12 protein-coding genes are annotated in these 12,194 nt (G+C 60.1%); 5 read left to right on the top strand and 7 right to left on the bottom strand.

What is annotated here, in order from left to right:
• Positions 1-59: 59 nt before the first annotated feature.
• The 7 genes from I6J72_RS04890 to I6J72_RS04920 form a co-directional block, all read right to left on the bottom strand.
• Positions 60-485, bottom strand: coding sequence for a metal-sulfur cluster assembly factor (locus tag I6J72_RS04890; protein WP_039675284.1), 426 nt, complete (start codon positions 483-485; stop codon positions 60-62).
• A complete protein-coding gene (gene sufU / locus I6J72_RS04895; protein WP_204100119.1) occupies positions 486-935 on the bottom strand; it encodes a Fe-S cluster assembly sulfur transfer protein SufU in 450 nt (149 codons plus the stop codon). It abuts the gene before it with no gap.
• Complete coding sequence (locus I6J72_RS04900) at positions 932-2,179, bottom strand: cysteine desulfurase (protein WP_204100120.1); 1,248 nt, start codon at positions 2,177-2,179, stop codon at positions 932-934. Before I6J72_RS04900 ends, sufU begins: the two co-directional genes overlap by 4 nt.
• Before the next feature lie 68 nt (positions 2,180-2,247).
• Positions 2,248-3,006 (bottom strand): Fe-S cluster assembly ATPase SufC, encoded by a 759-nt coding sequence (gene sufC, locus I6J72_RS04905; RefSeq protein WP_115022034.1) that lies wholly within the window; start codon positions 3,004-3,006, stop codon positions 2,248-2,250.
• A 27-nt stretch (positions 3,007-3,033) separates the two neighbouring features.
• A complete protein-coding gene (gene sufD, locus I6J72_RS04910) occupies positions 3,034-4,224 on the bottom strand; it encodes a Fe-S cluster assembly protein SufD (protein ID WP_204100121.1) in 1,191 nt (396 codons plus the stop codon).
• Positions 4,225-5,631, bottom strand: coding sequence for a Fe-S cluster assembly protein SufB (sufB, locus tag I6J72_RS04915; protein WP_204100441.1), 1,407 nt, complete (start codon positions 5,629-5,631; stop codon positions 4,225-4,227). It abuts the gene before it with no gap.
• A gap of 60 nt (positions 5,632-5,691) precedes the next feature.
• Positions 5,692-6,390 (bottom strand): metalloregulator ArsR/SmtB family transcription factor, encoded by a 699-nt coding sequence (locus I6J72_RS04920; RefSeq protein ID WP_204100122.1) that lies wholly within the window; start codon positions 6,388-6,390, stop codon positions 5,692-5,694.
• Between the two features lie 146 nt (positions 6,391-6,536).
• Here I6J72_RS04920 and mptB point away from each other — a divergent pair, with 146 nt between their 5' ends.
• The 5 genes from mptB (at position 6,537) to I6J72_RS04945 (ending at position 12,175) form a co-directional block, all read left to right on the top strand.
• Entirely contained in the window at positions 6,537-8,300 is a 1,764-nt protein-coding gene (gene mptB, locus I6J72_RS04925) for a polyprenol phosphomannose-dependent alpha 1,6 mannosyltransferase MptB (protein WP_204100123.1), read from the top strand.
• A gap of 6 nt (positions 8,301-8,306) precedes the next feature.
• The gene (locus I6J72_RS04930) at positions 8,307-9,221 is read left to right on the top strand and encodes an ABC transporter ATP-binding protein (protein WP_204100124.1); all 915 of its coding nucleotides are present in this window, start codon (positions 8,307-8,309) and stop codon (positions 9,219-9,221) included.
• 56 nt (positions 9,222-9,277) lie between these two features.
• Positions 9,278-10,039, top strand: a complete 762-nt coding sequence (locus I6J72_RS04935; RefSeq protein WP_204100125.1) for an ABC transporter permease — start codon at positions 9,278-9,280, stop codon at positions 10,037-10,039.
• An 80-nt stretch (positions 10,040-10,119) separates the two neighbouring features.
• Complete coding sequence (locus I6J72_RS04940; protein WP_239107500.1) at positions 10,120-11,094, top strand: heme A synthase; 975 nt, start codon at positions 10,120-10,122, stop codon at positions 11,092-11,094.
• Between the two features lie 112 nt (positions 11,095-11,206).
• A complete protein-coding gene (locus I6J72_RS04945) occupies positions 11,207-12,175 on the top strand; it encodes a quinone oxidoreductase (protein ID WP_204100126.1) in 969 nt (322 codons plus the stop codon).
• The last annotated feature ends 19 nt before the right edge of the window (positions 12,176-12,194 follow it).

Genomic DNA, 12,194 nt, shown 5'->3' on the forward strand with positions numbered 1-12,194 from the left:
TCATGTTGTGAAGACCTCATGTATCTCGGACTGACGGTAATGGGGGCTTGCAACCGAAACTAGACTGCGAAGCCGAGGGCCTGGAGCATCTCGCGGCCCTCCTCAGTAATCATGTTCGGGCCCCACGGCGGCATCCAGACCCAGTTGAGCTGGACGGCCTCGGCGAGCTTGTTGCCCACGATGACATCCTCAATCTGCTCGCCAATGACATCGGTAAGCGGACAGGCAGGAGAGGTCAGCGTCATGTTAATGACGCAGGTGTTCTTGCCGTCGATGTCATCGAGCCAGACGTCGTAGACCAAGCCCAGATCAACGATGTTGATGCCAAGCTCTGGGTCGATAACGTCGCGGAGATACTCAGTAATGTCGAAGACCTTAGCAATCTGCTCTTCAGTCTGCTCAGGTTTAACAGCACCGCCGTCGAAGGATGCGTTCTGGTCCTGGTACGGGTCGGTAGGACCCGTGGTCTCAGTGTTTTCTGCCATCTATTTCTCCAATTCGTTGAGTGCTTCCATGGTGGCGGCCTGGAAAGCCTTCCACCCCAGAAGAGCGCATTTCACACGGGCGGGGAACTTGGCCACTCCGGCAAAGGCGATGCCATCCCCGATGATCTCATCGTCACCCTCAACTTCACCGCGCGAGGTCACCATCTTTTCGAACTCGGCCAACTTGTCGTTAGCTTCGTCGAGAGGGATTCCCACGATTTCCTCCGCCATAACGGAGGTCGAGGCCTGCGAGATGGAGCAGCCCTCGGCGTCGTAGGAGACGTCCTCCACCGTTTTTCCATCGGCAGAGAGCTTCACGCGCAAGGTGATCTCATCACCGCAGGAAGGGTTAACGTGGTGGACCTCTGCCTGGCCTTCGCGCAAGCCGGAGAATTTCGGGTTCTTGTAGTGATCCAGGATGACGTCCTGGTACATGGAATCTAGGTTCATTCGCTCACTCCAAAGAAGGCACGGGCTGCCCGCACCGCCTCTACAAGGGCGTCGACCTCGTCCTCAGTGTTGTACAGGTAGAAGCTAGCGCGTGCGGTCGAATTAGCCTTGCACGCGCGATGCAGCGGCCACGCGCAGTGGTGGCCAGTGCGAATGGATACGCCGTGGGAGTCGAGAACCTGGCCCAAGTCATGGGGATGGATTCCCTCCACGACGAAGGATACCGCTCCCCCACGATCTTCGGTGTTGTCGGGTCCGATGATCCGCACACCCGGAATTTGGGTGAGCTTCTCCAAGGCATAAGCGGTGAGCTTTTTCTCGTGGGCGTGGATGGCGTCCATGCCGATCTCACTGAGGTACTTCACAGCCGCACCAAGCCCAACCACCTGGCTGGTCATCTGGGTACCAGCCTCGAAGCGGGTAGGCGGCTTCGCAAAGGTGGTGCTGTCCATCTTCACGACCTCAATCATGGAACCACCCGTGAGGAAAGGTGGAAGCTGCGACAGAAGCTCAGCCTTGCCATAGAGCACGCCGATACCGGTGGGCCCACACATCTTGTGCCCAGAGAACGCCGCGAAGTCGACGTCCAGCGCATGGAAGTCCACAGGCATGTGGGGAACGGACTGGCAGGCATCCAAGACAACCAAGGCACCAACGGCACGAGCGCGCCGCACCAACTCCTGCACCGGGGCCACTGCGCCTGTGACGTTGGATTGATGGGTAAAAGCCACGACCTTAACGGACTCATCGAGCTCAAGTGAATCGAGGTCAATGCGGCCATCCTCAGTCATGGAGTACCACTTCAGCGTGGCACCGGTACGTTGGCACAGCTCCTGCCACGGCACAAGGTTGGCATGGTGCTCGAGCTCGGTGACCACAACGGTATCGCCCTCACCAACATAGAGCTCTCCCGCACGTTCATCACTGAGCGTGTAGGCAACCTCATTGAGCGCCTCGGTGGCGTTCTTGGTGAAAGCAATCTCATCCCGGTCGGCGCCAACAAAGGCAGCGATTGCCTGGCGAGCGGACTCGTAGGCATCATCAGCCTCCTCCGCCAGCTGGTAAGAGCCGCGGTGCACCGGCGCGTTGGTACCGAGGACAAATGCTTCCTCGGCCTTCCACACCGGCAGCGGACGTTGCGAGGTCGCTCCCGAATCCAGGTACACCAGGGGCTTACCATCGCGGACAGTGCGCGAAAGGGTGGGGAATTGCTCCCTGATCGCAGTTACGTCTAGTTCAGACATGGGTCCTTCTGCTCGGTTCTTCGACTGATCGCGCGACTTTCTCGCACGACTCCTGGTCTGTATGTGGCTTAGTTGAGGAACTGCTCGTAGCCGTCAGCCTCAAGCTGGTCAGCCAGCTCTGCGCCACCGGTCTTGATGATCTGTCCATCAGCGAAGACGTGAACGAAGTCCGGAGTGACGTAGTTGAGGATGCGCTTGTAGTGCGTAATGAGGAGGATGCCGCCGTTGGTCTCATCCTGGTAGCGATTGATGCCCTCAGACACGACGCGCAGGGCGTCGACGTCCAGGCCGGAGTCGGTCTCGTCCATGACTGCGAACTTCGGCTTGAGAATGTCCAGCTGCATAACCTCGTGGCGCTTCTTCTCACCACCAGAGAAGCCCTCGTTGACGGAGCGGTGAGCAAAGGACTTGTCGATAGCCAGCTTCTCGCGGGCTTCGGTCAGTTCCTTATTCCACTCGCGCAGCTTCGGAGCCTCGCCGCGGATGGCGGTCACGGCAGAGCGCATGAACTGCGACATCTTCACGCCCGGGACCTCGGTCGGGTACTGCATGGCGAGAAAGAGACCAGCACGGGCGCGCTCGTCAACTTCCATCTCGAGGAGGTTTTCGCCGTCGAGAAGCACTTCACCTTCGGTGACCTCGTACTTCGGGTGACCGGCAATGACATAGGACAGGGTGGACTTACCGGAGCCGTTCGGGCCCATCACGGCGTGGGTCTCACCGGAGTTGATGGTGAGGTTGACGCCCTTGAGAATCTCCTTGGCCTCGCCGTCCTCCTCGTTAGGGAGCACCTGTGCGTGGAGGTTCTTGATTTCCAGAGTAGACATGGAGTTGGTACCTGCTTTCGGGGAGTTTTAAGCGTTGATCTTGGCGAGCTCGTCGACGACGCGGGATTCCAGATCCTCGCGCAGGGACTCGACTGGGATGCGGGAGATGACTTCAGAGAAGAAGCCGCGGATGATGAGGCGACGAGCCTCGGCGGCTGGGATGCCGCGGGACATGAGGTAGAACAGCTCGAGGTCGTCGAAGCGGCCCACGGTGGCAGCGTGGCCAGCACCAACGATCTCACCGGTCTGGATCTCCAGGTTCGGGATGGCGTCAGCACGCGCACCTTCGGTGAGGATCAGGTTGTTGTTCGTCTCATAGGTATCGGTGTTGTTGGCGTCTTTGCGGATGAGTACGTCACCGACCCAGCAGGTACGTGCCTCTGGGGTTCGCGAAGCAGAGCCCGCCTCTTCCTTCTCCGCAGCGGTCGCGCCCTGCAGAGCGCCCTTATAGAACACGCGGGAGCGGCAGTTCGGGACGTCGTGGTCGACGAGCAGGCGGTTCTCAAAGTACTGGCCGGCATCAGCGAAGTAGACGCCCAGCAGCTCGGCATCGCCACCGGGTCCATCAAAGACCACGCGTGGGACGAGACGCACAATCTCGCCGCCAAAGATAGCGGTGTTGTGGCGCAGTACGGCATCGCGGCCAACCTTGGCAATCTGGTGGGACAGGTGGACGGCGTCGTCCTCCCAGTCGGCGTCGACGACGACGGTGACCTGTGCGCCATCCTCAAGCACGAACTCCACGTTGTCCGCGTGGGTGCCGGAGCCGACGTAGCGCAGCACGATAGTGGCCTCGGCGTGGTGGCCGACGTGGATAGAGGTAGCACCAAAGGAGGTCACTCCCTCACCTGCGCCGGTGATGGTGATCTCCACCGGCTTGTCCAGCTGGGCTTCCGCAGCAACGCTAACCACCTGAGCCTCTGGCATCGAGGTCCAAGCTTGTGCGGCAACACGGTCAGCCGGAGCACCTGCAGTGCCAAGACGGGAATCGTCAGCTGCCACGGTTTCAGAGGTCACGCCCTCTGGGGCTGTGACGTCAATCTTCTGTGCGGTCGCCGGGGCGAACTCGCCGTTGTGCAGACCACGCAGGTTACGCAGGGCAATGAAGCGCCACACCTCATCGCGGCCGTGCGGGACTGGGAAGTCCTCCACGTTGAACGAGGTGAACTGGTCACCCTTGGTGACGTCAGCTGGGTTAAATTCGTTGGAAGCTACCACTTAGCCCACCGATCCTTCCATCTGCAGCTCGATAAGACGGTTGAGCTCCAAGGCGTATTCCATCGGGAGCTCCTTGGCAATCGGCTCGACGAAGCCGCGCACGATCATGGCCATTGCCTCTTCCTCGGCGATGCCGCGGGACATGAGGTAAAAGAGCTGCTCCTCAGAGACCTGAGAAACGGTTGCCTCGTGGCCCAAGGTGACGTGATCGTTGCGGATGTCGTTGTACGGGTAGGTATCCGAACGCGAGTCATTATCCACGAGCAAAGCGTCACACTCGACGTTCGCGGTGGAGTTGGAAGCGTTGTTGTTGACCTGCACCAAACCGCGGTAGGCGGCACGGCCACCATTGCGGGCGACGGACTTCGACACGATGTTGGAGGAGGTGTTCGGCGCCATATGGATCATCTTGGAGCCGGTGTCTTGAACTTGGTTTTCGCCTGCAAAGGCCAAGGAAAGAACCTCACCCTTGGCGTGCTCGCCGGTGAGCCAGCAGGACGGGTACTTCATGGTGACCTTGGAGCCGATGTTGCCATCGACCCACTCCATGGTGCCGCCCTCTTCCACCTTGGCGCGCTGGGTCACCAGGTTGTAGACGTTGGTGGACCAGTTCTGAATCGTGGTGTAGCGGCAGCGGCCGCCCTTCTTCACGACGATCTCAATAACACCCGTGTGCAGGGAGTCCGAGTTATAGATCGGAGCGGTGCAGCCCTCGATGTAGTGAACGTAGGCACCCTCTTCAACGACGATCAGGGTTCGCTCGAACTGACCCATGTTCTCGGTATTAATACGGAAGTAGGCCTGCAACGGGATGTCCACGTGTACGCCCTTCGGGACGTACACGAAAGAGCCACCGGACCAGCAGGCATTGTTCAGCGCAGAGAACTTGTTATCGCCAGCTGGAATCACGGTGCCGAAGTACTCTTGGAGAATCTCCGGGTACTCCTGCACGGCCGTGTCGGTATCGACGAAGATGACGCCCTGCTCCTCAAGATCCTCACGAATCTTGTGGTAAACCACCTCGGACTCGTACTGAGCAGCAACGCCGGAGACCAGACGCTTCTTCTCAGCGTCCGGGATACCCAGCTTGTCGTAGGTTTCCTTAATATCCTCCGGAAGGTCATCCCAGGTCTGGGCCTGCTTCTCGGTAGAACGAACAAAGTACTTAATGTTGTCGAAGTCGATCGCAGACAGATCCGGGCCCCACGTCGGAACCGGCTTCTTATTGAACACACGCAGTGCCTTGAGGCGCGACTCGAGCATCCACGCGGGCTCATTCTTCTTCTTCGAAATGTCGCGAACGACGTCCTCGCTCAATCCGCGGTGTGCTGCTTGGCCGGCTTCGTCGGAATCGTGCCAGCCATACTCATAGCCGCCGATGGAGGAGATGATCTCGTCATCGCTCATCTTGGTTTCAAGCCCTGGTGCTGGTTGTGCCTGTGTCAAAGCCCGCTCCTTTCTCGTCGATTAGCGTTCCTGCCGCTCCGCCCCAGAGGGCGGCACGGGCGTTAAGGGGATGTTTGTGGTGCAAATTCCGTGGCCGTCCGCAATGGAGGCCAGGGGTTGCACATGTTTTCCTAAAAGGGCAGAGAAAACTTCCTGTTCAGCCTCACACAGCTCCGGGTGCTCGGCGGCCACATGGGCCACCGGGCAGTGGTGCTGGCAAATCTGCACGCCGTTACCCACGGACGTGACCGTGGCAGCGTAACCGTGCGCATCAAGAGCCTCAGCAAGCTGGCGTGCTACCTCTGGAACCGATTCATCTTCGTTGACCAGAGGTGCGACGTCTTCTACGAGGCGCTCGAAACGAGCCTTGGCGAAGCGCCGCACGGCCTCTGGCCCTCCAGCTTCACGCAGTGCTGCGAGAGCTTCGGCTGCTAGTTCGTCATAGGCGTGGCCGAATTGCGCGCGGCCTTGGTCTGTGAGGCGAAAGTGCTTGGCGGGGCGACCACGGCCAACCGAGTGCCCGGGGCGGGCTGGCGGGCGGCGATGCACCACCTCAGTGAATCCTTCTTCTACCAGAATGTCTAAGTGCCGGCGGATGCCAGCGGCCGAGAGACCGAGGCGTTCACCTAGGTACGACGCCGTCACGGGGCCGTCCTTAAGAAGCAGCAGCATGACATGGCGGCGGGTATCACCCTCGGTGGAGCGAGTCTCCTTCGTCATGGCGTGCACCTCCTTAAGTGTGCCCTAGGGAACGTAACTCAGATTAGACAACACTAGTGTTCCTTAATTTATTCCCGATTTCCACCTCTGCGTCCCTATCGGGAGGTGCGTGTCGCCTGCGGGCCGAGCGACTAAGGTAGACACTCATGAATGAGGAGCGTCACTACACCCGATCGGGGAGGTTCAGGCGCGTCGTATGGGGCGTGCGCGATGAATTACCGCGCATGGGTCTCGCCGGTTCCCGCTCGGCCCTCCTCCACGAGGATGCTCCGGACACACCGCGTGCGGGTCACGGGCCAGCGCTTGGCGACGTCCACCGGCGCACCATAGCCCACCTCCGGACTCTGTTCACCTTAAGGTGGCTGGGCACCATCGGCTCCTTGCTCATCGGACTTGGGGGTCTTGGTGCCGGTGCACTGCCGGTAGTTGGCAACCCTTATGAGTCCCTGCCCTTCGGTTCGCTCATGTCCCGTATGTTGCAGTCGGCGTCGGCCCTCGTCTTTATTGGTGTGGCCTTCATGGTGCTGGCGTGGGTCTGCATGGCTCCCCTCGTAGGCGCGCCCTTGCGCCTTCCGCTCCCTCGGCAGCAGTCCTCTTCTGAAAAGTATGGACGGGAGAAGCGATTTAGCCACTCCCCGCACGTGGTCACTCAAAGCCAGATGTGGCGCACGTGGCTGGGCTGGGTGCTGCCGCTTATCGTCACCGCTCCCCTTTTTACTCAGGACATTTACTCCTACCTGGCCAATGGCTCGATTGTGATCCGCGGCCTCGACCCTTACTCGGCTGGCCCTGTCGAATTGCTCGGTGCCGATAACGACCTTGCCCGCTCCGTGCCTTTCATTTGGGCGAACTCTCCCTCGCCCTATGGACCCGTCGCTTTAGGTTTGGCCGCCGTGGTGAGTTGGTCGACCAGTGATTCCATTATTTGGGGTGTCATCCTCCACCGCGTCCTCTCCTTGCTGGGCATCATTGCCGCTGGGTGGGCCACTGCCCGCTTGGCGGTGCGCTGCCGCGTTTCCCCCGAAGCCGCGTTGTGGCTGGGCATCCTGAATCCGCTGACCATCCTTCATCTCGTTGGTGGAATCCACAATGAGGCTTTCATGTTGGGGCTCGCGCTCGTTGGCCTCGAGCTGGGTTTGCGGGCGGTCACCGAGGAACACGCCGCGCGCTGGCACGCATGGCTTCTGTTTCTCGCCTCCGGTGTGTTTATTTCCTGCGCTGGAATGGTGAAAGTCACTGGGTTCATTGGATTAGGCTTTGTCGGTATGGCCTGGGCCAAGAGGCTCGTCGATAAGCACGGCGCCTCTCCCCTACGCGCTGTACTCACCGCCGTCGTCGTGCAGCTCGTCATTCTGGCCGTCTCGATTGCGCTCGTCACCGTGATTACCGGCATCGACATCGGTTGGGTCTTTGGCCAGGGTGGTGCAGCAACGATTCGCTCCTGGTTGTCTACGACGACGTCGGTAGGAGTAGGCGCTGGCTTCCTCGGCATGGTGCTGGGGCTTGGCGATCATACTGAGGCCATTCTCACCGTCACCCGCACCGTGGGCGTGATCATCGCCACCGGTTTTATGGTCCGCATGCTTTTCGCTGTCTACCGCGGCGCAATCCACCCAGTGGGCGGTCTGGGTGTATCTACGTTCGTCCTCGTCGTTTTCTTCCCGGTCGTCCAGCCGTGGTACATCCTGTGGGCAATTCTGCCGCTAGCTGCATGGGCAAACCGGCGATTCTTCAGGATGGCGGTCATTCTCTATTCCGGCGTGATGAGTTTCATCGTGCTGCCTCGCGGTTTGGGTCTTCCTCCGGGGACCGTCTTCGTTATCTATCTCTCCGCACTTCTCACTTTTGTGGCTCTCGCTGCAGTGGGGTGGGTTGCGTTACGCAGGGCCGGTGTCCGTGTCCTACACTAGGCCTTCGTGAATACAACAGCGCTGGCCCTGGATAACGTCGTCAAGACCTATGGTGACGTGAATGCGGTGGACGGGTTGAGCTTCCGCGTCAATCGCGGCGAGATTCTCTGCTTGCTGGGCCCCAATGGAGCCGGTAAAACCACCACCATCGACATGTGTGAGGGGTTTACAAAGCCCACATCAGGCAGAATCGAGGTCCTTGGTCTCGACCCTTCCCGGCACCCGGATGCCGTGCGCTCCCGCATCGGCATCATGCTGCAAGGCGGCGGTTCCTATTCAGGAATCAAGGTGCACGAGATGCTCAAACTCAGTGCTTCATATAACCAGAATCCCCTGGACCCGGACTGGCTGCTGGATGCTCTCGGCCTAGATGGTGTCGCCACCAACACCTACCGGCGTCTCTCCGGCGGTCAACAACAGCGGCTGTCCCTAGCACTTGCCATTATTGGGCGCCCAGAGCTGGTGTTCCTCGATGAACCGACCGCCGGCATGGATGCCCAGTCGCGGCTTGCCGTGTGGGATCTTATCCGCGCCTTGCGCGCTGATGGCGTGACCGTTGTATTGACCACGCACCTCATGGATGAAGCGGAGTCATTGTCAGATCATGTGGTCATCATTGACCACGGCAAACTCGTGGCCAGTGGAACCACCTCGGACCTTATGGCCTCCACGGAGACCTCACAGGTGAGCTTCAGCACCGCTAGCCCCGTGGACATCGAAAGCCTCCGCTCGGCTGGTATGAACGTCGAGACGGTCCGCCCGCTGCACTACCGGCTGAGTGCGCCCGCTCAGCCGGAGACTATCGCTGCTGTCACCGCGGAATTGGCCCGGCAAGATGTCCTCGTGCGCCGCCTTGAAACATCGCACCGCAATTTGGAAGACGTGTTCCTTGACCTTACCGGTCGGGAGATGCGCAGCTAGCCACTCACCCCCCTTTGGTGCATCACCTTCTCGGAATGCTTCACGGAGATTACACAATGAGCACTTTCACACCCGGTACTTTTACTCCTCAGCCGCAGCGCGTCGGCGTGGCGTCGATGGCTCGCGCCCAAGGCGCTATCGAGTCGAAGCTCATGCTGCGCCATGGAGAGCAGCAGCTGCTCAGCATCATCATTCCACTCGCCATCCTCATCGGCGCCCACCGGCTAGAGGGAACTACCGGTCACGGAATCGCTGAGATTTTTCCCATGGTGCTCGCTGTTGCCGCAACCTCGTCCGGGTTTACCGGCCAGGCAATCTCCCTCGCCTTTGATCGCCGCTACGGGGCCCTTAAACGCACAGGTGCCTCTGGCGTTCCTGCGTGGGCCATTATCGTGGGCAAAATCATCGCTGTGCTCTCCATGGTCGTCCTCCAGGTTCTCGTTCTCGGCACAACAGCAGCGTTTTTGGGCCTGCGCGTAGACGTGGGAGGAATTGCCGTGGGCATTGTTGCTCTCGTACTGGGTGTCGCGGCTTTTACAGCGCTAGGCCTGCTCCTCGGTGGCACCTTAAGTTCTGAGGTGGTCCTGGCAGTGTCTAACCTCATCTGGTTCATCCTCCTCGGCACCGTGGGATGGGTCATGTTCTCCCAGGGCTTAGGTGATAACGGTCTGCTTACCCTTGTACCCACCGTTGCTATGGCAGCTGGCCTCGATACCGCGTTGAACGGGTCCTTCCCTGGATTCGAGCTTCTGGTCCTTGCGGGCTGGGCAGTGGTGGCGTCGGTTGCCGCGGTGCGATGGTTCCGCTTCGACGGCTAAGTGTGACTTTTCTCCCCAGGTAGCGTGGCTGGGCTCATGGTATTAGTTCCGGGCACGCCCGAGCGGTAGGGTTATAAGCTGTGAGTACCGCCAATATATCCTCGCCCCCATCATCCGCTCAGGTATCCGGTGGCCAGATCGGCCCCTCGGTAAAGATGCAGCGCATCCTCGCCCTGATCCTCCTGCTTTGCCAAGGTGGCATCACGGTCACCGGTTCCATCGTTCGCGTCACCGGCTCCGGCCTGGGTTGCGTGACCTGGCCCAACTGCCACCCCGGTTCGTTGGTTCCGATGAAAGGCGCGGCTCCTCTAGTCCACCAGATTATCGAGTTTGGTAACCGGCTCCTCACCTTTGTTGTGGCCGCTGCCGCTGTGGCCACCATCGTGGCGATGCACAAGGCCAAGCGGCGGAAAGAGCTCAAGGTCTATGCCTGGTTGGGGCTCTTCGGCATCGCGGTGCAGGCGCTCATCGGTGCGCTCTCGGTCATTCTCAAACTCTCGTGGTGGTCTGTAGCAATCCACTTCCTCCCGTCCATGGCCCTGGTGTGGATCGCCGCCTTGCTGTACTCGCGCATCGCAGAACCTGACGAGGGTACACCTACCCGCCTCTTCCCTGCTGCTATTCGTATCCTCGCGGTTGTTGCCACCGTAGCCTTGTCTCTTGTCCTGCTCACCGGCACCTTTGTGACAGGTTCTGGCACGCACTCAGGTGATGCTGGCGTCGGCATGGAGGGACGCCTCGGCGTCGATACCTACGGTATGGCGGTCATTCACGCCATCTGCATGTACGTGTACTTGGCTCTGACCTTGGTCGTAGTGTTCCTCTTACACCGTTCCAATGCGCCGAAGGCCGCTAAAAAGGCCGGCTGGGTGCTCATCCTCTGCATCATTGTGCAGTGGGCCATTGGTGTAATCCAGTTCTACCTGCACATCCCACGCTGGACCGTGCCCTTCCACGTCGGCATGTCCTCTGTCGTCACCGCATGTACTGCGTTGCTGTGGGCTCATGGCCAACGCCGAATTCTCGGCACAGAGAGGGCCACGTCCGCCGAGTAGCCCTGCACACTAAGTGCGCTGAACCGCTAGACGCACAGGCGCTGTCTCCCCTAATGACGGAGGCGGCGCCTTTTTGCTGCGCTGTCACCGTGATGTCGTTTAGCCTAGGTATATGCATGCAATTCAGGTAACCACGACCGGAGGACCTGAGGTCCTCACCTATGCCGAGGTGGACAATCCCGCGCCGACGGAGGAGCAATTGCTTGTCGATGTCTCGGTGGCCGGCGTCAACTATATCGATACGTACTATCGCGAGGGCATTTACAACGCCTCCACCCCGTTTATCCTAGGTCTTGAAGGCACGGGACGAGTCGTCCACGATCCCAAGGGCGAGATTGCTGAGGGCACCATGGTGGCCTGGGATCATGCCTTTGGCTCCTATGCGGAGCAGGTATGCGTGCCCCGTGATCGTGTCGTCGCCGTACCAGACGAGATCCCCTCAACCGTTGCCGGCTCCATGCTGCTACAGGGAATGACTGCCCACTACCTCAGCCACGGCGTCTACCAGCTCGATGAAGGCGCTTCTTGCCTCATCACGGCCGGTGCCGGCGGCGTGGGTCTCATCCTCACCCAGATGGCCGCTTCGTTAGGTGCGACCGTGTACTCGGTAGTCTCCACGGAGGAAAAGAAGAAGCTCGCCTACGAGGCTGGGGCTGACGAGGTTTTCCTCTACAGCGAAGGACTAGCTGAGCAAGTGCGCCGCTTTAACGGTGGGCGGGGCGTCGACGTGGTCTACGACGGCGTGGGTAAAGATACGTTTAACGAGTCCCTAGAGGTTGTCCGCCCCCGCGGTACCGTGGCCCTCTTCGGCGCTGCCAGCGGCCCGGTTCCCCCAATGGATCCGCAATTGCTTAACAAGCACGGCTCCATCTTCCTCACCCGTCCTTCCCTTGGTGCGTGGACGGCACAGGAGGGCGAGTTCCAGATGCGCGCACAGGCGGTTGTCCAGGCAGTAGTTGACGGGGACCTCCACTTCCGCATCTCTGCCGAGTACCCACTCGCGGAGGCTGAGCAAGCGCACCGCGACTTGCAGGAACGCAAGACAACTGGCTCGATTGTCCTCCGCGTACGCGAGGACTAGCCGTTAACGCCGTTTGGCT

The organism is Corynebacterium sp. FDAARGOS 1242, from assembly GCF_016889985.1.
GTDB lineage: Bacteria > Actinomycetota > Actinomycetes > Mycobacteriales > Mycobacteriaceae > Corynebacterium > Corynebacterium minutissimum_B.

What these genes read in the sequence shown, in the direction of transcription:
- I6J72_RS04890 (WP_039675284.1), bottom strand. Translation starts at nt 485, where the DNA reads ATGGCAGAAAACACTGAGACCACGGGTCCTACCGACCCGTACCAGGAC.
- mptB (WP_204100123.1), top strand. Translation starts at nt 6,537, where the DNA reads ATGAATGAGGAGCGTCACTACACCCGATCGGGGAGGTTCAGGCGCGTC.
- I6J72_RS04945 (WP_204100126.1), top strand. Translation starts at nt 11,207, where the DNA reads ATGCATGCAATTCAGGTAACCACGACCGGAGGACCTGAGGTCCTCACC.
- I6J72_RS04920 (WP_204100122.1), bottom strand. Translation starts at nt 6,390, where the DNA reads ATGACGAAGGAGACTCGCTCCACCGAGGGTGATACCCGCCGCCATGTC.
- sufB (WP_204100441.1), bottom strand. Translation starts at nt 5,631, where the DNA reads ATGAGCGATGACGAGATCATCTCCTCCATCGGCGGCTATGAGTATGGC.
- sufC (WP_115022034.1), bottom strand. Translation starts at nt 3,006, where the DNA reads ATGTCTACTCTGGAAATCAAGAACCTCCACGCACAGGTGCTCCCTAAC.
- sufU (WP_204100119.1), bottom strand. Translation starts at nt 935, where the DNA reads ATGAACCTAGATTCCATGTACCAGGACGTCATCCTGGATCACTACAAG.
- I6J72_RS04900 (WP_204100120.1), bottom strand. Translation starts at nt 2,179, where the DNA reads ATGTCTGAACTAGACGTAACTGCGATCAGGGAGCAATTCCCCACCCTT.
- I6J72_RS04935 (WP_204100125.1), top strand. Translation starts at nt 9,278, where the DNA reads ATGAGCACTTTCACACCCGGTACTTTTACTCCTCAGCCGCAGCGCGTC.